21 protein-coding genes are annotated in these 22,678 nt (G+C 58.3%); 9 read left to right on the plus strand and 12 right to left on the minus strand.

Annotated features, from left to right (window positions below):
- Positions 1-679 precede the first annotated feature (679 nt).
- The 4 genes from ACHZCJ_RS16575 (at position 680) to ACHZCJ_RS16590 (ending at position 4,941) form a co-directional block, all read left to right on the plus strand.
- A complete protein-coding gene (locus ACHZCJ_RS16575; protein WP_394700157.1) occupies positions 680-2,740 on the plus strand; it encodes a ribonucleoside-diphosphate reductase subunit alpha in 2,061 nt (686 codons plus the stop codon).
- A gap of 132 nt (positions 2,741-2,872) precedes the next feature.
- Positions 2,873-3,925, plus strand: coding sequence for a ribonucleotide-diphosphate reductase subunit beta (locus tag ACHZCJ_RS16580; protein WP_321327679.1), 1,053 nt, complete (start codon positions 2,873-2,875; stop codon positions 3,923-3,925).
- 366 nt (positions 3,926-4,291) lie between these two features.
- Positions 4,292-4,618: a hypothetical protein gene (locus ACHZCJ_RS16585; RefSeq protein WP_321327680.1), complete on the plus strand. Its 327-nt coding sequence runs from the start codon at positions 4,292-4,294 to the stop codon at positions 4,616-4,618.
- 170 nt (positions 4,619-4,788) lie between these two features.
- Positions 4,789-4,941: a DUF4160 domain-containing protein gene (locus ACHZCJ_RS16590; RefSeq protein ID WP_394700159.1), complete on the plus strand. Its 153-nt coding sequence runs from the start codon at positions 4,789-4,791 to the stop codon at positions 4,939-4,941.
- Positions 4,942-5,077: 136 nt separating this feature from the next.
- On the opposite strand, the gene ACHZCJ_RS16595 is transcribed toward ACHZCJ_RS16590, so the two are convergent.
- Positions 5,078-5,356: a GIY-YIG nuclease family protein gene (locus ACHZCJ_RS16595; protein WP_321327682.1), complete on the minus strand. Its 279-nt coding sequence runs from the start codon at positions 5,354-5,356 to the stop codon at positions 5,078-5,080.
- 235 nt (positions 5,357-5,591) lie between these two features.
- On the minus strand, positions 5,592-5,930 hold the full coding sequence (locus tag ACHZCJ_RS16600) for a hypothetical protein (protein ID WP_321327684.1): 339 nt from the start codon (positions 5,928-5,930) through the stop codon (positions 5,592-5,594).
- Positions 5,931-6,131: 201 nt separating this feature from the next.
- Between ACHZCJ_RS16600 and ACHZCJ_RS16605 the strand changes: the two genes are divergently transcribed.
- The 3 genes from ACHZCJ_RS16605 to ACHZCJ_RS16615 all read left to right on the plus strand — a co-directional run bounded on the left by ACHZCJ_RS16605 (position 6,132) and on the right by ACHZCJ_RS16615 (position 7,520).
- Positions 6,132-6,326, plus strand: a complete 195-nt coding sequence (locus ACHZCJ_RS16605) for a hypothetical protein (RefSeq protein ID WP_321327686.1) — start codon at positions 6,132-6,134, stop codon at positions 6,324-6,326.
- A 30-nt stretch (positions 6,327-6,356) separates the two neighbouring features.
- Positions 6,357-6,869 (plus strand): hypothetical protein, encoded by a 513-nt coding sequence (locus tag ACHZCJ_RS16610; protein ID WP_321327688.1) that lies wholly within the window; start codon positions 6,357-6,359, stop codon positions 6,867-6,869.
- A gap of 168 nt (positions 6,870-7,037) precedes the next feature.
- Positions 7,038-7,520 (plus strand): DUF1294 domain-containing protein, encoded by a 483-nt coding sequence (locus ACHZCJ_RS16615; protein ID WP_394700160.1) that lies wholly within the window; start codon positions 7,038-7,040, stop codon positions 7,518-7,520.
- 147 nt (positions 7,521-7,667) lie between these two features.
- Here ACHZCJ_RS16615 and ACHZCJ_RS16620 read toward each other — a convergent pair whose 3' ends face one another.
- Positions 7,668-8,030 (minus strand): hypothetical protein, encoded by a 363-nt coding sequence (locus ACHZCJ_RS16620; RefSeq protein ID WP_321327691.1) that lies wholly within the window; start codon positions 8,028-8,030, stop codon positions 7,668-7,670.
- A gap of 223 nt (positions 8,031-8,253) precedes the next feature.
- Between ACHZCJ_RS16620 and ACHZCJ_RS16625 the strand changes: the two genes are divergently transcribed.
- The gene (locus tag ACHZCJ_RS16625; RefSeq protein ID WP_321327692.1) at positions 8,254-8,610 is read left to right on the plus strand and encodes a hypothetical protein; all 357 of its coding nucleotides are present in this window, start codon (positions 8,254-8,256) and stop codon (positions 8,608-8,610) included.
- Here the strand turns inward: ACHZCJ_RS16625 and ACHZCJ_RS16630 are convergent.
- The 4 genes from ACHZCJ_RS16630 to ACHZCJ_RS16645 form a co-directional block, all read right to left on the minus strand.
- Positions 8,607-9,077, minus strand: coding sequence for a thermonuclease family protein (locus ACHZCJ_RS16630; RefSeq protein WP_321327694.1), 471 nt, complete (start codon positions 9,075-9,077; stop codon positions 8,607-8,609). The genes ACHZCJ_RS16625 and ACHZCJ_RS16630 overlap by 4 nt on opposite strands.
- 95 nt (positions 9,078-9,172) lie before the next feature.
- The gene (locus ACHZCJ_RS16635) at positions 9,173-9,295 is read right to left on the minus strand and encodes a hypothetical protein (RefSeq protein WP_268893899.1); all 123 of its coding nucleotides are present in this window, start codon (positions 9,293-9,295) and stop codon (positions 9,173-9,175) included.
- Between the two features lie 38 nt (positions 9,296-9,333).
- Complete coding sequence (locus tag ACHZCJ_RS16640; protein ID WP_268893898.1) at positions 9,334-9,456, minus strand: hypothetical protein; 123 nt, start codon at positions 9,454-9,456, stop codon at positions 9,334-9,336.
- Between the two features lie 318 nt (positions 9,457-9,774).
- Positions 9,775-10,551: an SDR family NAD(P)-dependent oxidoreductase gene (locus ACHZCJ_RS16645; protein ID WP_321327696.1), complete on the minus strand. Its 777-nt coding sequence runs from the start codon at positions 10,549-10,551 to the stop codon at positions 9,775-9,777.
- A 232-nt stretch (positions 10,552-10,783) separates the two neighbouring features.
- Between ACHZCJ_RS16645 and ACHZCJ_RS16650 the strand changes: the two genes are divergently transcribed.
- On the plus strand, positions 10,784-11,173 hold the full coding sequence (locus ACHZCJ_RS16650) for a glycine zipper 2TM domain-containing protein (RefSeq protein ID WP_321327699.1): 390 nt from the start codon (positions 10,784-10,786) through the stop codon (positions 11,171-11,173).
- 120 nt (positions 11,174-11,293) lie between these two features.
- On the opposite strand, the gene ACHZCJ_RS16655 is transcribed toward ACHZCJ_RS16650, so the two are convergent.
- The 5 genes from ACHZCJ_RS16655 to ACHZCJ_RS16675 all read right to left on the minus strand — a co-directional run bounded on the left by ACHZCJ_RS16655 (position 11,294) and on the right by ACHZCJ_RS16675 (position 22,674).
- A complete protein-coding gene (locus ACHZCJ_RS16655; RefSeq protein ID WP_394700161.1) occupies positions 11,294-15,457 on the minus strand; it encodes a hypothetical protein in 4,164 nt (1,387 codons plus the stop codon).
- Entirely contained in the window at positions 15,457-17,388 is a 1,932-nt protein-coding gene (locus tag ACHZCJ_RS16660) for a hypothetical protein (RefSeq protein WP_394700172.1), read from the minus strand. Before ACHZCJ_RS16660 ends, ACHZCJ_RS16655 begins: the two co-directional genes overlap by 1 nt.
- Before the next feature lie 178 nt (positions 17,389-17,566).
- Positions 17,567-19,606, minus strand: coding sequence for a heme-binding protein (locus ACHZCJ_RS16665; protein WP_321327702.1), 2,040 nt, complete (start codon positions 19,604-19,606; stop codon positions 17,567-17,569).
- A gap of 11 nt (positions 19,607-19,617) precedes the next feature.
- Positions 19,618-20,997, minus strand: a complete 1,380-nt coding sequence (locus ACHZCJ_RS16670) for a multiheme c-type cytochrome (RefSeq protein ID WP_394700162.1) — start codon at positions 20,995-20,997, stop codon at positions 19,618-19,620.
- A gap of 237 nt (positions 20,998-21,234) precedes the next feature.
- Positions 21,235-22,674, minus strand: coding sequence for an aldehyde dehydrogenase family protein (locus tag ACHZCJ_RS16675; protein ID WP_321327704.1), 1,440 nt, complete (start codon positions 22,672-22,674; stop codon positions 21,235-21,237).
- Positions 22,675-22,678: the final 4 nt, after the last annotated feature.

Consider the following 22,678-nt stretch of genomic DNA (forward strand, 5'->3'; position numbering starts at 1 on the left):
AACGCTGCCGGTCATCGATCCGGATCGTTCTTTTGATCGCGGTCGGTTGATGACAGAGCGATTCCTTTCCTCGGCAGACTTTCTTTCGCGCAAAATTTCCCATTGCCGCCAATATGGTTAATGGCGAGGCGTCAAAAATTCTGGCGCGGCGAAATGGAGATCGAACATATGACCCACCAGATATGGTGTCATAATTGTGTCACCACACCCTGTGGATGATTTGTGGGAAAGTTTTTTTGTAAATATTGGCTTCGGGTCTTGCGCATCGCGGCAGGCCTAGAAGGTCCACGCGTCGCGGCCTGTCGGGCAAAATCGGCCGACGACGAAGCGATTCATTTATACGACGAACAGAGTCGTTAAAATGTAATTTACCCCCTTGCATAAAATTCTGATTCAGCCACTATAGGTTGTGGTTCGGCCAAGGGGGCACACCAACTGATAGTATTGAACGTCATTAACACCGACTCGGTGGACACCTCCCTTTGTGCCAAATGTACAGTGAGAAATACCGGATTCGGGCAAGAAAAATATGCCCGCCGGGGCTTGGAAAATGTTACAGTAGATGTTTCGGCAATGAGTCGAACAAGACAGGAACAGGCGCCCGGATTCAATCTCGGTGATCGAACGGCTGATACCCGTTGTGATCGGTGAATGCGTAGAGTGATTTGAGGGGGCTGTGATGGATTTTAGAGACATCCGCGACAATGAGAATGTGTCGGGAACAGATGTGAGTGAGAGTGAAATGGGCGCGGAAGTACTGGACAAGCCGGAAAGCAAAACCGAAAATACAAAGCCGGCTGCCGAGCCGGAGGTCAGCAAAAAGGCGGCTGCAGAAGCGGCCGCAACAAAGGCCAATGACGAAAAGGAGCTGAAGGCAGAGCGCGACAGTCACAGCGTCGAAAAGCGCCGTTTCAAGATTGTGACGGACGAATCCCGCGATGATCTGCTGACCGACTTCGGCAAAGAAACGCTCAACGACCGCTATTTGCTGCCCGGTGAATCCTATCAGGATCTGTTCGCCCGCGTTGCCGACGCCTATGCCGATGATCAGGATCATGCGCAGCGGCTCTATGACTATATTTCGCGGCTCTGGTTCATGCCGGCGACACCCGTGCTGTCCAACGGCGGCACCGGACGCGGCCTGCCGATCAGCTGCTATCTCAACAGCGTCGACGACAGCCTCGGCGGCATCGTCAACACCTGGAACGAGAATGTCTGGCTCGCCTCGCGCGGCGGTGGCATCGGCACCTATTGGGGCAGCGTTCGCGGGATCGGCGAGCCGGTTGGCCTGAATGGCAAGACATCGGGCATCATTCCGTTCGTCCGCGTGATGGACAGCCTGACCCTGGCGATTTCGCAGGGTTCGCTGCGCCGTGGTTCGGCGGCGTGCTATCTCGACGTCAATCATCCGGAAATCGAGGAATTTCTTGAAATCAGAAAGCCTTCCGGCGACTTTAATCGAAAAGCTCTGAACCTGCACCATGGTGTTCTTCTAACCGACGAGTTCATGGAAGCGGTGCGCGACGGTACGGAATTTGAGCTGAAATCGCCGAAAGACGGTTCGGTTCGCGGCACGGTCGACGCGCGCAGCCTGTTCCAGAAACTGGTCGAGACGCGGCTGGCCACCGGCGAGCCCTATATCATTTTCAGCGACACGGTGAACCGGATGATGCCCAAGCATCACCGCGATCTGGGGCTGAAGGTTTCCACTTCCAATCTTTGTTCAGAGATCACACTGCCCACGGGTCGCGATCATCTTGGCGAGGACAGGACCGCAGTGTGTTGCCTGTCCTCGCTCAATCTTGAAACCTGGGACGAATGGTCGGTCGACAAGGGCTTTATCGAGGATGTCATGCGCTTCCTCGACAATGTGCTGCAGGACTATATCGACCGCGCACCGGATGAAATGGCGCGCGCCAGATATTCGGCCGAACGCGAACGCAGCGTCGGCCTCGGCGTGATGGGCTTCCACAGCTTCCTCCAGGCCCGCGGTCTCGGTTTTGAAAGCGCCATGGCAAAATCTTGGAATTTCAAGATCTTCAAGCATATTTCGGCGAAAGCCTCCGAAGCCAGCATGATGCTGGCCAAGGAACGCGGCCCTTGTCCCGATGCCGCCGACCAGGGCGTGATGGAGCGTTTCTCCTGCAAGATGGCGATTGCACCCACCGCGTCGATCAGCATCATCTGCGGCGGCGCATCGGCCTGTATCGAGCCGATCCCGGCGAATATCTATACCCACAAGACGCTCTCGGGCAGCTTCGTGGTCAAGAACCCGCATCTGCAAAAATTGCTGCAGGAGAAGAGCAAGGACAGCAACAATGTCTGGAACTCGATCCTCGAGAAGGGCGGCAGCGTCCAGCATCTCGATTTCCTCAGCCCGGAAGAAAAAGACGCGTACAAGACCAGCTTCGAGATCGACCAGCGCTGGCTGCTTGAGCTGGCTGCCGACCGCACACCCTATATCGATCAGGCGCAGTCGCTGAACCTGTTCATCCCGGCCGATGTCGACAAATGGGATCTGCTGATGCTGCACTTCCGCGCCTGGGAGCTGGGCATCAAGTCGCTCTATTATCTGCGCTCGAAATCGATCCAGCGCGCCGGCTTTGCCGGTGGCGACGAGGTCGCGTCGGAATCCTCTGGCGGCGGTGTCGAGGCGGACAATACGCTCGATCCGAAAAAGGTCGAACTGATGACCACCGCCGGCACGACCGACTATGACGAATGTCTGGCCTGTCAGTAAATTAGGCAGTTTTCCCACTGCCCCCTCCCTTTTGCTCCTTTCGGGAGGGGGCCGTTTTTTCGGCAGCGTAAAGGAGCATTTCTCTCTCTCCCGGGGAGGGGACGAAAAAAGTAAAGCGGAGAACGAGTAACCATGTCACTTCTGGAAGCACGCAAAACCTACAAGCCCTTCGAATATCCCTGGGCCTATGAATTCTGGAAGCGGCAGCAGCAGATCCACTGGATGCCGGAAGAAGTGCCGCTCGGCGAGGATTGCCGCGACTGGGCGCAGAAGCTCACCGATCACGAACGCAATCTGCTCACGCAAATCTTCCGCTTCTTCACCCAGGCCGATGTCGAGGTGCAGGATTGCTATCACGACAAATATGGCCGGGTGTTCAAACCGACCGAAATCAAGATGATGCTGACCGCCTTTTCCAACATGGAAACCGTCCATATCGCCGCCTACTCGCATCTGCTCGACACGATCGGTATGCCGGAAAGCGAATATTCGATGTTCCTCGAATATGAAGCGATGAAGGACAAGCATGACTATATGGGCACATTCGGCGTCGAGAATGACGAGGATATCGCCAAGACGCTGGCGATGTTCGGCGGCTTCACCGAAGGGCTGCAGCTGTTCGCCAGCTTCGCCATGCTGATGAACTTCCCGCGCTTCAACAAGATGAAGGGCATGGGCCAGATCGTTTCCTGGTCGGTCCGCGACGAAAGTCTGCACTGCGAGGGCATCATCAAGATGTTCCACACGTTCGTGAAGGAACGCGACTGCCTGACCAAGTCGGTCAAGGAAGATATTATCGACTGCTGCCAGAAGACGGTGCGCCTGGAAGATGCGTTCATCGATCTCGCGTTCAGCGATGGCCCGGTCACCGGCATGACCGCCAAGGAAATCAAACGCTACATCCGCTATATCGCCGACTGGCGCCTCGGACAGCTTGGTTTCCAGCCGATCTACATGATCGAAGACCACCCGCTGCCCTGGCTCGCGCCCCTCCTGAACGGCGTCGAACACGCCAATTTCTTCGAAGCCCGCGCGACGGAATATTCCAAGGGCGCAACCAAGGGCGAATGGAACGACGTCTGGTCGAGCTTCGACAAGCGCAAGGGCAAGGTCGCGAACGAGGACGAAGTCACGGCGGATGACGGGCCGGATATGTTTGCGGAAGCCGGGGTTGCTGCGGAGTAGGGGGTGTGTTGTTTGCCGCAAAGTGATGAGCAATACTGTGCGGGTTACGAAACGCTCGCGAACGCTAAACAGGTAGCCAATATCGCGGGAGACGGAGCAGAGGATGTCCTCTCCAGAACTCCAGCTGCTGTATTCCGGCAGACCCGAGACTTATTGATCGGACTCTATATAGGGTATCTATATGGCAACTGGGCGTCCGCTACTGGTGGCATTAGCAGAAGCTGTTGCCCGGGATTTAACTGCCACTGCCCACAAGAGAATTGCTAGTATAGTGGAGCCTGGCCGAAATGTAGATTTGGCGGCTAATATTATCGCAAACGTATTGACGCAGGGCATCAATCCGATCGCATCGGGACGGTGTGCGCAATGAGTAGTGAGGTTATCTATTTCTTTGGATTCTGCGTGATTGTCGCGAATTTCCTGTTCCTGTTTCCTTATTACATCGGATTGAATGCATCGACAAACCTTGGCAAGCCATTCTCTAAAATCGATGTGAAGTCCTACTTATTACGCAAGGACCGCTTCTTAATTGCTACGCTATCAATTGGGGTTTTCGCTTTTTCGCTATTCGCGTTCAAACAGGGTGCAGCAGCGATCGTATTGGGTGGTATCATTATGGTTGCTTTCGTCCTCTTAGACTACAAACGGATTTACCGGGGGAACCGCGACAGATCGGACACCAAATTTCGGTGACAGTGCATTAAATATCCCAATTGTCACCACCCATAACCATCCCCCTCCAAACGGTCTTATCCCCCGGACCGCGGGACACTTGATAGTTTCGGTCAACGGACACAAGCGCGGGTGATCTGACGCAGCACTTGTCCCAATAGCGATCGTGAACGGACCACTGGGAGCCGCGCATGCCGAAGATTTTTGAATGGCAGGGCTATCGCTTTTACTTCTATTCCAATGAAGGCAATCCCCCGGAACCGGTGCACATCCATGTTCGGTATTTCGGTGACAGTTTACTAAACGTACCAATTTTCAGGCCCACCTCTTCTTCGTCATCCTGAACTTGTTTCAGGATCTCTCGCGGTTCGCGCTGTCGGACGGGATCCTGAAACAAGTTCAGGATGACGACCCATTCTCCAGAAAGACGATCCTTCCTTCCGAGCGATGGTTCTTCTTCTTTGTAACGCTGCCCAACGATTAGCGCACGGGCTCAAACCCCAAATCCTCGGCCAGATCGCGCCATTGCGGATTGCTCGCTTCGATCAGGTTTAACTTCCATTGCCGGTGCCAGCGCTTGAGCTGTTTCTCGCGGGTGATCGCCAGTTCCATTGTTCCATATTGTTCGAACAGCACGAGCTTGTTCAGGGTATAGCGTTTGGTGAATCCGTCGGCGATTCCCGCGCGATGTTGGTAGATGCGCTTCATCAGGTCCGAGGTGACCCCGATATAGGGCAGACCGCGCGGCTTGTTGGTCATGATATAGGTGCAGGTCTGGAACGACATCACTCTGGTTTAGAGCGGTGGCGGGGGATGCAACAGGGCCGGGGGACGAAACGGTCAAGCGCTGGCCCGTTCGGTCAAGGCGCGCTGGCGGTACGGAGAGTCGTCATCTTGAACTCGTTTCAGGATCCCTCAAGGCTCGCGCTCTGTCGGACGGGATCCTGAAATAAATTCAGGATGACGATTGGCTTGGTCTAGTTTCTCTCGTGCCTCACCCACTATTCCCGAAATCCGCGCCGCCCTTTTCGCTGAGCGGGGCGTCATCCTCGGCCTTGTCCAATATGCCGAGATCGCTTTCCTCGTCATCATCATTGCGCTCGCCGGCAAAGGCGCCGCCTTCGATGCGGCCGCTTTCGACCATCTGTTTCATATGGTCGACCGTGTCCTGGGCATCGTCGGGGACGAGCTGCGCCGGATCGGTGTGGCCGCCGTGCGTGCTGTCGGCGATATCCGTGCGCTTGGCCTTGGTCTGCTGTTGCGATTTTGCGGCAAATTTCTGGGCTTGCGCGTCGTCGCGCTGGGACTGGTTGATGTTGCGTTCGTCGGTCATGATTTTCCTCTTTCTGTTGATCTTTCAACGCAGCAGAGGCGTCTTTGTTCCGAGTTCCGGACACCGGGGACACGTTGTGGCTTTGGTGCCATAGCCCGCCGATGCGGGCGCTTGGTGTCACAAGCCGTTCATCTTGCGACATGTAAAACCCGGGCAGGTCATAAGAAAGATAAAGGGAGTTTCATCTGGTGCAGCTTCCTCATGTCGCTTGCCGCCGCTTCGCTGGTCGTGCCCGCTGCCAGTGTGCTGGACAGCGCCCCGGCCCATGCCAAGAGCAAGTACAAGAGTCGCTATGACGGCATGGCCGCTATTATGAACCGCGCCGTCTGGACCGCAATGATCGCGTTGGTCGTTATCCGCTTCCGCTCCATTGACGCCACTGCTGCCGTGGCATAACCTTCCCCGCCAAGTGAGGGATGATTGCACATGATCAGATTTGTCTTTGCCTTTTCCGTTACGCTGTTGGCGGTGTCGCCTGTCCTGGCCCAACCGGTCAAAGACGTGCCGACAGCGAAGCATTCTGCGGACGATCCGGAGATAATTGTGCGCAGTCTCTATTCCGCAGCGGTTGATGGTGACGCACTGCCAATGACGCAGCGTCTGGAGAGCCTGTTCCTGATGGAACGCGACTATCTCGAAGCCAAAGGCTACCCGTTCGACCGGCTCGATTTCGACTGGATCGTAAACGGTCAGGATGCTTTGATCACGGAACTGGCCATCGAGACCATGGAGGTGCCGATGCGCGATTATGGCGATGAGGCGGTCGACCAGTTTGATCGCAAAATCGTGACTGCCTCTTTCAAGAATTTCGACAGCCCGACAATGATCCGATATTATTGGGTCCGGGAGCGCAGCGGCTGGAAGCTGGATGATGTCATCGGCTATGGCGAGGGCCGCGGAATCTGGACATTGTCGCTGCTGCTGGCTTACGGCGACTAGGACTTCGTCATCCCCTCCCATCGTCATCCTGAACTCGTTTGAGCCCCCTTGATGATTGCGCTCGACAGCGAAGCGAAACAATTTCAGGACGGCGAGCGTTGGTTCACGATTGATCACCGGCATTAAGCCCCGTTTCACCGGTTCTTAAGCCGGTTGCCGTACAGGTGCATGATGGCATTTATGCTCTTCTTGATGCTCGCTCTCGTGGTGTTGAACTTGTGGACGTTCGTGCTGTTTGCCTGGGACAAGATGCAGGCGGAACAGGGTGGCTGGCGGGTTAGCGAGGCCAGTCTGCTGGGACTCGCGCTGATCGGCGGCATAGGCGGCGCCTATGCGGGCCGGGCCGTTTTCCGGCACAAGACCCGCAAGAAGAGTTTTAGCAATGCCCTGCAATATATCGGATTTTTCCAGCTGGTCGCGCTGACTTTCTGCGGGGTCTATTTTTACGAGCCGGGCGGTCTGTCCACGCCGGCGCAGGCGGAACAGGTGCAGACCTTTGCGCAGCGGCCGCAATCACACGCTTATTATCCCAATTGCTCTGCTGCTCGCAGCGCCGGTGTCGCGCCGCTCTATCGGGGCGATCCGGGCTACCGGTCGCCGCTCGACCGGGATAATGACGGCATAGCGTGCGAACCCTATCGCGGGCGGTGATCTCAAGTTTGTCATCCCATGCTTCATCACACCATCCCTCGTCATCCTGAACTTGTTTTAGGATCCCCTCAAGGTTCGCGCGCTGCCGATGGAGGTCCTGAAACGAGTTCAGGATGACTTAAGCTGTTGCGACATGACGAGTGCCCCTCAACGCGGCAATAACCGCTGCCAGTCCCCCCACAGAACCACCGCCAGCGAAGCCCCGATCACCGTCAGATCGACCATCGCCGCGATCGGCAGATAGTCGAGCCCCGCTACCGCCGCCAGCCCGGCAATCACCGCCCAGACGACAAACAGCTTGCGCCCGCCGTCCCAGCCTTTGAGCAGGCCGATACCGGCGGCAAAGAGCAGCATCGGCATCAGCATCATCAGCACCGGTCCGAGGCCGGGGACCAGCATCACCATTGATGCGGTGAGCATCGGTGGCAAGGCGGGCAGGGGCAGCGGGAGAAAGGTGATTGCGGCGACGGCGATCGCGCCCCAGCCGACGATATGACGATATTGTTCCATGGCCGGTCCATATCATGGCGCGCGGGATTTGCCATAGCGGCGGCATCTTACGGCCGCGCCTCTGTCCTACAGGCCCGCCTTATGCTATAGACCGGGACATGAGAGACTATGCCGAAAAATCTGTTCAACATTCTGATAAAATGCGGAAATTCGTGATTTTGGGGGCAGTAATTATTTTTTCTCTTAACACTGTAAAGTTTGTAAAGTTCGACCCGGAGTCGCCGTGAAATATATCCGAATCATATTTGCTCTCGCCGCCGCCTGGGGCTTTCTCGCGCTGGTCCCCGGACTGTTCGGCGAAGCCGGTCCGCGACCGGAATATTATTACGGCTTTATCGGCATCGCGCTGGTGTTCCAGCTGATCTTCATCCTGATCGCGACGGACCCGGCCCGCTATCGCGCGCTGATTCCGATCGCGATACTGGAAAAACTGTCCTTCTTCCTGCCGGTGACTATCCTCTACGCGCAGGGGCGCGTGGCGGCGGGGCCGGTGTTTGTCGGCGCCATGGTCGACGGCCTGTTCATGCTGTTGTTCGCGATTGCATGGTTGCTGTCACGCAAGGCGGGGCAGGTGGTCTAGCACCAGTTGCGGCGGTAACCCTGCCAGCGTTCGGCGAGGCCCTCGGCGACGAGTATCTCGCCCAGGCTTTTCCCGTCGCGGGTGATGATACGCAGGTCGCGGCCATATTGGTCCTGGTCGCGGTCGATCGATTGCAGCGAGAAAGCCCCCTGATTGAGCAAGGCCTGCAGCCGGATCTTGGCTTGCTGGCCGAGCCGCTCTTCGGCGGCGCAGCCGGGGCTGGAGATTTCCGGCGTGTTGATATCGGCGATGCGGATCTTGCGGCCCTCGAACCAGATCGTGTCGCCGTCGACGACGCAGGTCACGCGGTCGGGGCCAAAGCAGATGCCGAAGCTGGCGCGATACGGATCGATTTGGACAGCTGCGGTCGTGCTGGCCGGACCGCCGCTGAGGAAAATCGCCAGAAACAGCGCCGCGCACAGGGCGATGGTGAGAATGATGAAATGGGGCCAGCGGTATATGTTCACCGGCTGGACGATAGCGGGGAGTTGTTAAAAGGAGTTAAATCGGGGGGCGAAGTTAAGGGGCAGGCGGTTCCGTCCCGCCATGGCATCTTTGGTGATCAGATCACCAAAGATGCGCTGTTGTTGACGGCCGGGCCGATAGAGGCGCTCAGCAGCACGGCAGCCGAGACGAAAGAGGCAAAGGCTGCGGCGAGGCGGCTATGGAGTTTGGATGACAACATGTCTTGGGTTCCTTTGTAAACGGCGTGGGCGAAACGGCTCAGGCGACCAGAGCGGCGGCGTTGTTCATGGCGGGGGTGATCGACGCGCTGACAAAGATTGCGGCGGTGAAGATGGCGGCGACGGCAGCGGCGATCTGGTTCTGGATATTGCTATTGGTCATATTGGCTTCCTTTTTGGTTCAATCTGTTGCTTCGCAAACCATTTTGCGAAGGTGCCAATAGCATTGCACAGGCCGTGCCAGTTTAGGAAAGGCATTATATATCAAAGACATAGCGAAATATGGCCGCAAGCGTGAAATGAACAGAAGCTGAATAATAGCAGAATATGCTAATATTTGGCATCGCTGTTCACGCCGGTGTGCAGAGGATATAAAGCAGCGCCCTGCGACCGGCCGCAAGGACGATTGTCAGGGAAATATGCCGGCTCTAGCGGTTCGCCAGATCTTTCGAGCTACGTCCGCGGGGCGGCGAAAAGTGGTTCAATATTGCGCGGTTCCGCCGTCGACGCTCAGCGTCCCGCCGGTGATGCCGCCGCCAGCCTCGGACGCCAGCAGGACCGCCACCGCAGCAACTTCCTCGACTTTGCCGGGGCGCTTGAGCGCGCTTTCCTGCGAGAACATGTCGATCATCTCGTCGAAGGACATGCCCATGCCCTCTGCCGTCGCCGGCCCGGTCTCCATGATCAGGTCGGTCAGGATCAGACCCGGGCAGATGGAATTGACGGTGACACCCGATGTGCCGACCTCCTGTGCCACGGCTTTGGTCATGCCGTTGATGCCATGCTTGGCGATCGTATAGGAAGCGAAGGTCGGCTTGCCCATCTTGCCTTCGGTGGAGCTGATATTGATGACGCGGCCCCATTTCTGCGCGATCATCGGCTTGAGCGCCCGGCGGGTGGCCCAGAATGTGGAATAGATGTTCCACTTCATCGCCTGGTCAAAGGCTTCGTCCGTGAGGTCGACCAATGGCGCCAGATCGCCTGCGCCGCCCGCATTGTTGACGAGGATATCGATCGCACCGAAATGGGCGGCTGTCTGGTCGATAAAGCCCTCGACCTGATCCTGCTCCATCACGTCGCCGGGGATGAAGATTGCCCGATCGCCGGCGTCCAGATCGGCAATGACCTTGGCGCCCTTGTCCGGATTGCGCGCCATCAGGGCGACATTGGCGCCCTCTGCCAGAAACGCCTCGGCAATCCCGCGACCAATGCCCGCCGTTCCACCCGTGATCGCCGCTGTCCTGCCCTGCAATTTCATCGCTCTTCCTCTTTGTTATGTTGCGCGTTTGCTATCGGAGAGGGTGCCGATCGACAATGGGTTAAAAAGCTAGTCCTGATGCTCTTGTCTATTTCGTTCAGATAAAGTGCTTTGAATATGAACCTTAGATAAAGTCAGCATTCAGCAACCGGTCAACGCCGTTCCCCTAGAAGCATATCTGTCAGGCAGTAATTGATTCGGGTTCCGGAAGAACCCTTTTGGAGTGAAGAACATGATCAACAAGATTATCGGCAGTCTCGCAATCTCAACCGCAGCCCTCGCCACCATGGCCATGGCATCGCCCGCCGAAGCGCGCGGCGGCTATTACGAACAGGTCCGTGGTGACGGCTATCGTGAATATCGGCGTGGCGATACCTATCGTGGCAATCGTTATCGCGATCGTCGCGACTATCGGGACCAGCGCCGCTATCGGGACAACCGCTATTCCAGCAATCGTCGCTATCGCGGCTGCGACCGTGGAACCGGCGGAACGATTATTGGCGCGATAGCAGGCGGCTTGCTGGGTAATGAGCTCGCCGGCCGGGGTGACAAGACCGAGGGTACGATCATCGGTGGGGCCGTTGGCGCACTGGCCGGTCGTGCAATTGACGGCAACTGCTGATCAATTCGCCGATCTGGCAGATTAATCCGATTCCACGACACTTTGTGGAAACATCATTCCCCGAGTTGCGTAACGGGGGCAGGGGGCCGCGGCGTTGTTTCGTTCGGCCCCCGACGCTGTTCAGCGGTTCGCAAGCAGCTCCGGTACGGGCCCGATCCAGTCGGCAATATCCGGCTCGTCCCTGACGAAATAGGGCTCGCCTCTGCTGTTGAGGTAAAAACGCTGCATCTCGCTGCGGGTGAAGGGGCGGGAACCGAGTCGTCCGAATACCGCCATCTGTCCGCCGGTTTCATCGACCGCACGATCGCGATCCAGTCCCTTGGACAGGGCCAGCGCCGGTTTCGGCGTGCGGGCAAAGGCGATGAGTTCCGGCTTCGGCGCGGGCGAAAAACCATAATAGTTTTTCTGGCTGTCGGGCGTGGTCAACTGGATCACCTTCAGGCCGTTACGGCCGTCGGCGACATAGGCAAATAATGTGGCATTGGTCGAGCCGACTATGACATCCTCTGCATCGTTCATCGTCCCGCCGAAAGTCTCCTTCAGGTAGACGGTCGGCGTTTCGGGCCGCGTTATATTGGCAATTACCAGACCTTCGTCCTTGGCGGCGATATAGGCATAAGTCCGGGCGAGATAGATACGCCGGGCATCGCGCAAAGGGATCGTACCGGATGGCACGGCGACCGGGTTTTCCATGTCGGTCACATTGAACAGTTTCACGCCATCGCTATCGGTTACCCAGAGATAACGGAATTGCAAGGCCGAGGCTCTGGCATCGGTCATCGGAATAGTGATGACATGGCGCGGTTTAAGCGGTTCATCGAGATCGATCAGCGTCAGGCCGGCAGTGGTTGTGATATAGGCATAATGGCCGGCCAGCGTGATGTGCTGCGCGCCGTCGAGCACCCCGTCTTCGTTCCACGTCAGGCTGCGCTTGAAGAAATTGTTGCGGAACTCGCCATCGGCCAGCGTATTGACGTCGACCAGAATGAGGCCTTCTTCGCTGTCGGTGATGACCGCATAATTATATATCGGATGAAACGCCTGTTCTTCGTTGATCTCCCGCAGTTCTTCAGTGTTGCGGGTTGGTGCAATCGGCTGGTTGGTGGCCAGCGCCATGCAGGTTGCGTTCTTGGTATCGACATGCGTGTCATGACCCAGGGAGGAAAATGGCGCTTTGACGATGCGCTCGGAGAATCCCTTGTTTCCGATCGAGGCTACGTCATAGGCACGGAAGCCGCCTTTTCCCTCGGCGACGAACATATATTCACCGCGCAATTGCAGACACCGGACGGCATCCTTGGTACCCTGGACGACATTCTTGAATTCTTCGAGCGCTTTGGTTTCTCCGGAAAGATTCTTGTCGAGCCTCTCGCCGCGGACCCAGTCGATCAGTTCGCGGTTGTTATTTTCGACATGCATCCGCCAGTAATCTGGATAGGCATATTTTTGCAGATAGGAGCCGATGACAGCCTGCGGCTCGTCCCATTCGGTAACCCGCACCGCTTCAAACCCTTTCTCAAGACCGACCCAGGCGTGGAGGCCGATGAAATTGACGAAATTTGTACCCTGCAGCAGCGTCTGGGCCATGATCGCATTATTGTCATTGGCTTCGCTGACGTGACAATCCGAACATTGCTTTGTCTCGGTCTTGCGCACCGTATGGGGGAAATGTGGGGCAAAAGCTTGCGAGGAGAAACCGATCCCGGAAATCGGGGGCTGCTGGACGTAGATGCGTTCACGGTTGATATTGGTCGAGGACAGGATCAGGGCCGACGTGGAGCGGACCGGAGCGATGACATTGCCCTTGCTGGTCTGGTGACGGCCGAGCTGGAACATCTGGTCGCGGGCGACCTGGGGATTATAGGTCGCATAGTTTCTGGTCGTGCCACCCTCATATTTATGGCTGTCGGCCTGCCAATTGGCCTCGATTGGCAGATGGCAGCCACCACAGCTTGTCGTCCAGCTGAGATGACAGGTGAAACAGACCATATTCTCGTCTTTGTGCGCCCGTTCTTCCTTCGGAACGCCGCTTCCGAATGCATATTTCCCCGTTTCTGCTCCGCTTTTCGACATGAGCTTCGCCCGCGCGGCCTTGAGATTGAAGTCGGGGTGCGACCGGTCGACGCTATCCTTGACCAGACTGACCTGCCAGCGAAGCTCGGGGTCGACGATGGACCGCTGGATCAGGACGCGCTTGCCTTCAGGGTTCTCGAACCATTCGAAGCGCCGCTCGCCATTAGCGTTGCGCAGAAGACCAAGATTGCTGCCTTTTGGCCGTGCCGCGAGATTGCTGGTCAATAGTGTCGGATAGGCATCGGCGGTGCCGTGGCAGTCCTTGCAGCTGATTTCCACCGCATTGGCAACCTCGCCGTATATCAGGCCATTGCCGTGACTGTCCTGACCAAAATGGCAATCGGCGCACTGCATGCCGACTTCGGCGTGGATGCTCATCATGTGGACCGATTTTCCCGGATTTATACCCGGTTCGACAAATTTCCCTTCGCCGTCCTTGCGGAATTTCTCCGGATCGTCATGGGCGACGATATTGTCGGTATCGGTGCTGTAGCTTGCCTGATTGCCCTCGGCATCGAGCAGATTGCCGTCGCGGTCCCGTTTCAGGATCGCCCGGAAATTCCAGCCATGGCCGTGATAGTCGGCAAATTGCGTGTCCTTGGCGTCGCTGTTGACGTCGTAGACATTGCGCAGGAAATCAATGTCAGCCCAGAGACCTTTGGGCGCGGCGCCTTCCGGATTGCGGTCGAGCACTTTGCGGACTTCCTCCGCATCCGGATATTTCTGCTGCTTGTAGGTCTTCTGATACTCCTCGTCGCTCATGCCTTCGGGCTTGGGCGTCTTGTTGTCCGGACCGGGCCACATATAGGGCGCGTCGGATTCATAGTCCCACATCGTGTAGCCGAGATAGCTGTTCAGGAATATATTCGGCTGGTGCATGTGGCAGTTCATGCACTGGGCGGTCGGGATGGCTCGGGTGAAGGCATGTTGTATCGGATGGCCTTTTTCGCGCTTGGCAGGATCCGTGTCGCCGCCATGATCGTCGCCATGGGCGGCGTCTTCGCCATGGTAGTCCTCGGCACCGTGAGCCGCATCATAGCTGCCGTAGCCGCCAATACGATGCTCGCCCTCTTTCAGATTGCGGATTGTCGGGTCAACCGTCTGGGTCTGTCCGTCGCGGCCATATTTGGCCCAGATCGAGCTGTGTCGCGGTTCGCGGTCATTGGCATAGACGACGTGGCAGCCGGCACAGCCGGACTGGCGATAGTCGCCGGGCTGGTCATTGGTGCCCATGAACCACATGAACGGGTCGTTGAGCCGGGTCTTGTGGATATTGAGAACCGGAATGGCCACGCGCAGGCCGGTTCCCGGGCCACGATTGGATTGCTTGAGGTCGGGCCGTCCCGGCTCTTCGAGGCGCTGGATGATGCCGCCGATATTGGGCAGTCCGATTTCCGGGAACTGTGTATTGATATTGCGGCCACCGCGCTCGAACACGCGGAAGATATCGCCTGGTGGAACCGTGTGCCAGGTCGGGAGCGGGTAGAGGATCGGCAGCGCGCCGCGTTTCTTTTCGGCTTCTGTCACGGTGCCGTGCGGGTTGCCGGGTGACTTGATCGTCGCCGGCTCGCCCTTGCGGGTATAGGCCTCGCCGAAGATGTAATTTTTGAATGGTACAATGCCGTTGTTATAAGCGGCTCCGCCCCACAGCATGGCACCGGTGGCCATCAGCGACCGCTCCGAGGCCTCGATGATTTCCATATGGCAGGCGCCACAGGATTCGCGGGCCACGCGATAGTCCGACGGATTGACGAACCGGACGAATTCGGGCGATTCCTTGTTGAGCAGACCATAGCTGCGCTTGGGATTGGCGGAGGAGGGCCAGTGCCAGCTTTCGGGATATTTGGGCAGGACGTGGGCCTTGGTCAGCGCGTCCATATAGGCGAGGCTGTTCTTGCCCCAATTGTTATCGCCCATGACCGACGCGTCACCGCCGTGACAATCGACACAGCCGAGAACCACTGCGGGCGTTTCGTGCATGGTTTTCTGGTCACTGTCGGTGTGACAGCTCTGGCAGCCGCTGCTCTTGGCTTGCGCCTCGTCCCAGGTCTGGTTTTGCGGGGCGGGAGGCGTAAAGCTGTAATCGACCTTTTGTGGCTTTTCCTTGCCTGCGGCGAGCAGCAGCGAGGCAGGAGTGACGGTCAAGGCCAGCGCGCCCAGCCCCGCGAGGAACAATTTGCTATTGCCGGTCAAAAGGTTCCGCCAGCGCATCAGAAAGCCAATATCGCATTGAGCAGGATCGAATAGTGGAAGTCGCGTTTGTCGGTCTGGTCAAACAAATCCTTGAATCCTTTTCCGGGTATCAAAGCAGCGCCCGAGAGGCGGAATACCATATTCTGCGTGGCTTTCGGGCGGTAAATGGCAGCTAGTGAGAGATCCCAGCCGATGTCCTTTGGAATAGAACCTTCGACGCGCAGGGCTTCGAGACTTTCGGTCTTGTGGAACCAGAGATGGTTGGCATTGCCGGACAGCCGAAAATCGGGCGTCAGATCAGCGTCAACACCCACGCCGGCCAATATCGTGCCGGGATTGTTGAAATTGCTCTGTCCCTGTTCCTTGGAGGAACGAAGCGAGTTTAGGATACCGTTGCGACCGTTGATCGAGATTACCCTGCCGCCGCCGGCAAACGGGATGGTCTGGCGGATCCAGTAGCTGGTGTCGGCTCCGGCGAAGATCGGGTTCTCGAATATCGCGTCAAAGCCGGCTTCGGTATTATTATAGGGATTGCCGTCGCCGCTGGCGAACAGGCCGGAAGCGCGGAAGCGCAGGAAATCGACGTCATAGCTGGCTTCCAGCGCACCGAAATAGGCTTCGATCTTCGCCGGTTCGCTGGTGAAGAAGCTGTTCCGGTCCTCGCCAAAGGCGCCGTAAACCTGACCCGTCAGATTGATCCGTCCGATCCGTCCGTCGAAGGCATAGCCGGGATAGACGACGTCATAGGCGCGGCCCCGGAGATCGCCGAGCAGGGCAGGGCGGACCGGAAAACCGTTGTCGTCAATCTCGATATCGGACTTTTCGCGGTTCATATTATAGGTCACGCTGAACTGGCTCGTCAGACCGACGAAGGGCAGATCCTGGCGATAGAGATTGGCGAAGAAAATATAGCTTTCGCGCGGGGTCTGGGTGATATCGTTGAGACCGGAATTGGTGTCTTTCTCCAGCTGGACAAAGGCGCCGAGATTATACTGGATCCGGTTGTTGTCGCGGGTTCCAAACAAACGGAAACCGAGCTGATTATCCTGAAACAGGAAACCGCGGAAATCGGCCTGCATCGGCTGGATACCGATGCGGAAACTGTCAAAGTCATAGCGCGCCGAAGTGTTGCGGATATGATAGTCGAAAAACGCCTCCTGCACGCCGACAAACCAGTCGGTCCGATGCGAGGATTTGGATGGTTCGACGAACAGAACCCGGCGTTCCGGGACATTCACATGATTGACCTGGGTCGCCAAAGTCAGGCGATATTCCACATCAGGTGGCTTGTAGGCGGTGGAGCCCTTGATCAGGGCAAAGCCGGTGATGAACGTCTGGGCATAGACTTCCGAACCGGAGCGGCCGAACACGTCGATGCTATTTGGTCGTTCGGTGGTCTGGACGCCGACGGGGATCGGAAAACTGCGGGGTTCGATTACCGTATCGGAAATTGCATTGGCGACGAAGAACCAGTCGTCACCCTTGAGAAAGCCGGGTTTTTTGTCGGCCGGGATCGGCTTGTCGCCTTTCAGCACATTCTGGTTATAGGGGTTGAGCGTGCTGTGGCAGTTGTTCCGCAGCGCGCCGAACAATGTGTAGATCGATTCATCGCCGCCTTTCGCTGGGCAAAGGCTCTGCAGGATACGCCAGCGGTCGGGAACCGGAAATTCGTCGGTTGGAAAGGCTTCCGGCGGCGGGGCGTTGACCGCGCCGGGGTTATTCTGGGTCACCCGGTCGGGCAGTCTTTTCTGTACGCCAGGCCGGCGGCGGCCGTCGATCAGGGCATCGTCAGCGGTCAGGCTTTCAATGTCTGTGTCGAGCGGATCGGGAGTGCCGGGTGGCGCCACAATGGAAGAATTGGAAGCATCTTTCGCGGTCGCGGGTTCGGCCGCAGATTTTTCGTTCTTTTCCGCCTCTTCTTCGGCCGGATCGGGGCCTCCCATGGCCATTTCTGTACCAATTCCGGTCGAATCCGTGCGCAACCAGGCGAAATCTTCTCCGGCAAGAAGGGCGGTCAGCGACGCTTCCATCTGCTCGACCGAGGCGCGCTCATGTTCCATTTGTTCGGCCTGGCCAGACATCACCGCCAGGATCGGTACAAAGGAGGCTGAAAGTCCCGCCATTACCCTATAATCCCTCGCAAACATTTTGTTCGCTGGTGTCCAGGAACGGCGCGAAGGGACAGTTCACATAGCGCAGCCGGACGTTGGCATTGCCGAGATCGACAACGACATTGTCGGCACGGATCGCTTTCGGCGCGTTGCCAATCGTACCCAGTCGCACCCCCGCATTGTGAAGGCCGAGGAAACTCGCCATGTCATCCTGGTCGATTCCGTCGCCGGAAACACCGATGCCGCCGATGAGCGTGTTACCGCGATAAATCGGGACGCTGCCCGGAAAAATCTGCATGCCGTTGGAAAGGCGGTTCTGGCCGCCGGTTCCCGCTATCGCCGGCAACTGGGTGCAGCGCTGGTCAGTGTCGGCGCTGACGCCTCCGGAGCGGACAAAGCCGACATGCTGAACAATATTTGGAAAGACCAGATCAAGCTGCAGGCCAACCGCGAACGGGCTGAACCGCGAAGATTGTTCGATCGACAGCGGTCCGGGCGGGCGCCCGATTTCACCGTCCGGAAAATAGGGGCGGGCCAGATTGCCGCCCGAGCGGTCGGCAAAGGCGACCGTGCCGGTCAGGGCATTGGGATCGCCGAGAAAATCGCGTACCCGCTGAACATGGGCCGGCACATTGGCAAAAGGCGCAAATACCGGTGTGGCGAGCAATTCCTGGCCGGCGACTGCGCCGGAGAAAAAGGCCGCCGTTCGCGCCTTTTGCAGGGACACATCGGTGCCGAAAACAGGACTGTCCGGTGTGCGGACGATGCCCAATATCTGGCCGCGGGTATCAACCACGCTGACGGTCGCCTGCATGCGGCTGTCGAGCGGCTGGCGGATTTGCGCTCTCGCGCGGCTGATCACGAGAAAGGCTTCCTCAAGTATCGCCCGCACTTCGCTTGCGGTCAGCGGGGTGGTCACTGCCGCGGCATCGGTACCGCCACGGATCGGATAGCGGTTGGCGCCACTGCCATCGGTCAGGACAAAGGCATCGCTATTGCTGAACTCTGTGGTTTTCGACGCCCGGATGCCGGAGGCTTCCGTTCCGTAAGCGGTGCCGGCAATGATCGTACCATTGGTATAGCCCGTTACCGTGATCAGCTGGCCGACTGCGGCTGTATTGATAGCGGCAAAATTATTCTGCAGCGGTGACAGGTCGGAGACCACCATATCGCTGAACCGCAAGGATGTGCCGTCGACCGAAATCCGGTTGGCAGCGATCGAGGCGGGCGGCGCAAAACCTTGTATGCCGGCCAGCGCAATGGCTTCCTCGTCATCATTGTCGACATCGAGAATATTGGGATCGAAACCATAGTCGCCATCGCCCATGACACCGATCCCGCCGACAACAACGCCGTCCTTGTAAAGCGGCATCCCGCCAGGGTCGGCGGCGAGGCCGAGCGGCGACCGTTTCGGACCGATCAGCGCACCCGTTCCGCCCATTGCGTTGAAACGCTGGGAGAGGTCGGAGCAGGGCAGCTGGCTGAACTGGACACCGAAAAGCGGGCCGCTTTCCAGCCCGACAGTCGTCGGTGCAGGCGGGAAATGTTCCTGGGCGATCTGGCTGGCGGTCCGCGAGGAGAAGGCGTTGCCGCTGCTCGACAGATAGGCTCCGGTTACCGCCTTTGCGATCGCCGCAGCCGCAGCCGGGACCTGCTGGCCCTGCAGCCCGACCAGATCGGCCGGACCGGCAAGGCCGCCAATCTGCCGGTTGCTGATCGTGATTTCTGACGACCCGCCGTTCGACCCGTTCATGTCGAACACGGCCAGCACATTGCCGACGCGGTCGACCACGGCGATCACCGAGGGCAGGTTGCGGGCCTGCGCTTCGCCAACGGCCTGGGCGATGATTGTCTGCACATCGGCAACAGTCAGCGACCGCTGTGCCGGTGCCGCGAACAGGCCGCCGGTTCCGGTTGCCGGCGGAGTGGGCGCGGGCGTCGGCGACGGTGCGGGTGAAGGCGTGCCGCCAAAATCATTGCTGTCTCCGCCGCCACCACAGGACGTCAAAACCAACGCAGCGGCGGAAAGGGCAGAGGTGAAAAAGGGTTTGCGCATCACCGGGTCTCCTATCTCAGCGACCGGATCGTGCGGACCGCGCTACCCAAGGCGCGGCGGAATTTCAGCGGCTCGTAGCTATTGGGCTCGGCAACCGCTGCATAAGCGACATTAATCTGTCCGCGCAGACTGGTGGCGGCGGATTCACTGACCTGGCCTCCATTGACCAGACCGTTGAGCAAGGTGTCGATCGCCATGACCGCCTGCACGCTGCCCTCATAATCGGTGAAGCGGGGCGAGATTGCCTGCCCGGCAATGGTCTCCATGATCCGGAAGGTCTGGTCCCGGCCAAAGCTGGCGCGGGAGAAGCGGTCGGCGAGCTGCGCCGCATATTGCCGCAAGCGGGCGGCTTCTGCGACCGCCGGACCACGGCCTTGGGCCATGGCTGCGTGAAAGGCTCTGGAGCGGCTGTCGAACTCACCCGCAATGTCCGGCGCAGCGACTTTGATTGCGGCGCTCAGCATGATCATATTCTCGTCGTTATAGGGCGGCATGCCTTCGGGGATCGGGCGTCCGGGATTGTCGACCGAGGTCGGACGCGCGGAGGCATTGTCATAGATACGGCGGTGACAGCTGTGGCAGTCGTAGAAATAGAATTCCGGGAAAATGCCTTCGGTGGCAATGGCCGGCTTGGTGAAAAGGTTGAGCGAGCGCTCCAGCGCCATCGCCTGGCCGACCGCCCAGAACTGGACGCTGTTGGTCCGGCCCTTGCGGCGGACATAATCGATATCCTCGTCATGATGCTGCTGCAGGGTGGAGAACAGGTCCATTTCGAACGAGATGCGCGGGTGTCCGGCGGCCATGATCCGGTGGTCGACGAACTGGCCTTGCTTGGCGCTGCCAAAATGGCAGTCCAGGCAGACGCTGGCGCGGGCCTTGGGATTGTCGAGCGGGATCAGGCCCTGCGATACATTGCGGGCGTGGCTGGCGCCGACCGCATAATGGCTGGAGAGCCAGCCGGAGGATGCTCCGTGACAGGATTCGCAACCGACTCCGTCGTTCAGCTGGAAGCGCGGGCCCTTGCTGGCCGCCGCAGTGCTGTGACAGCCGAGACATTCGGACGCGGATGCCGCGTCCTTGATACCGAGTCGCTGGGCTATTGCGATGCTGCGCGGTTCGCGCAGGACGCGGAAAGCGCGGCTATGCGCGCCGCCGGGGGTGGATTCTTCCTGCCAGCGCATGATTTCGTCCTGCCGGACGATTTCGCCATCGGCTTCCTGTCGCCCGTGACAGGTCGACCCGCCGCAGGTCGCCACGCCGAGATGGGTGCCGCGGGCGAGATCGCTGGCGGCTTCCACTGGTTCGGGGCTGGCCATGGTCGAGACAAATAATGCCGTTGCGACCAGGGCCGAACAGAAAAGACCAGCGGCCAGTACAGACCAGCCGGGCATCCTCGAAATTTTTTCCCCCATGTGCATCGTTGGCCAATCCGGTTTTCAAACCGGCCCCTCGTTCAGCGCGACGCGACCCTCGCCGTTTATCATAACGGACAGATTATCTATCCGCCATCCGCTCCCTAATGCAAAGAAAAACGACCGATTTCTTCTACTTTCTAAGGTCTTGACAAGAGAATCGCACCGCACCGGAAGCTTGGTGTGGCACATTGGCAACGCTTGTCCACCAGTCGTCTAGCCAGGTTTGCGCCGGATCACCAGATTGCGGATTTCTGTCATGTCTTCGATCGCGAATCTAATGCCCTCGCGGCCGAGACCGCTGTCCTTCACCCCGCCATAGGGCATATTGTCGACCCGGTAGGACGGCACGTCATTGATCACGACGCCACCGACATCAAGCTGATCCCAGGCATCCAGCGACTTGAAGATATCGCGGGTGAAGATGCCGGCCTGCAGTCCGAATTTGCTGTCGTTGACCTCGTCCATCGCGGCACCGAAATCGCTGAAACTGGAGAGCAGGGCGAGTGGACCGAAGGCTTCCTCGCGATAGGCATCGGCGCTGGTGTCAACATTTTCCAGCAGCGTCGCCTCGAGCATATTGCCCTCGCGCTTGCCGCCGCACAGCAGCGTTGCGCCACCGGCCACGGCGCTCTCGATCCAGCCATGCAGGCGGCTGGCTTCGCCTTCGGAAATCATCGGGCCGATGAACGTATCGCGGTCCTTCGGATCCCCCGCGATCAGCGTTTTGGTCTTCGCAACCAGCATGTCCCTGAACCTGTCGTAGATGCTTTCGTGGATGATGATGCGCTGCACGCCGATGCAGCTCTGGCCCGACTGGTAAAAGGCGCCGAAGACAATTCGCTCGAGCGCATCTTCCAGATCGGCATCATGATCGACGACGACGGCGGCATTGCCGCCGAGCTCCAGTATGACCGGTTTCTTGCCGGCCTTGGCCTTCAGGTCCCAGCCGACGCCCGGTGATCCGGTGAAGGACAGCAGTTTCAGCCGTTCGTCGGTGGTGAAGAGGTCGGCGCCATCTCGACTAGCGGGCAGAATCGAGAAGGCGCCTTTCGGCAGATCGGTTTCTGCCAATATTTCGCCCATGATGATGGCGCCCAGCGGTGTCTTGCTGGCCGGCTTCATCACGAACGGACAGCCCGCGGCTATCGCCGGGGCAACTTTATGTGCGGCCAGATTGAGCGGGAAGTTGAACGGTGAAATGAAACTGCAGGGGCCGATCGGTACGCGTTTCCACATGCCCATATAGCCTTTGGCGCGCGGCGATATATCGAGCGGTTGCACCTCGCCATAATTGCGGACGGATTCCTCTGCAGCGATGCGGAAAGTATCAATCAGACGCCCCACTTCCCCTTCTGCATCCTTGATCGGCTTGCCCGCTTCTACGCACAGGGAATAGGCCAGCTCGTTATAGCGCTCCGTGAACCGGTCGACGCAATGCTGCAGCACGTTCTGCCGCTCGTAACTGGCCAATTTTGCCATCGGTTCGGTGGCGGCTACCGCCCCCGCGATTGCTTCGTCGATGACCTCGGGTGTTGCCAAGGCGGTCCGGAACGCCACTTCATTGGTATATTTGTCGGTGACTTCCAGGTCGCTATTGGGTTGCACCGCTTCATTGTTGAGATAGAGCGGATAGACATCTTTCAATTTGGTCATAGGT

The organism is uncultured Parasphingorhabdus sp. (assembly GCF_963677535.2).
In the GTDB taxonomy this organism is placed as follows: domain Bacteria; phylum Pseudomonadota; class Alphaproteobacteria; order Sphingomonadales; family Sphingomonadaceae; genus Parasphingorhabdus.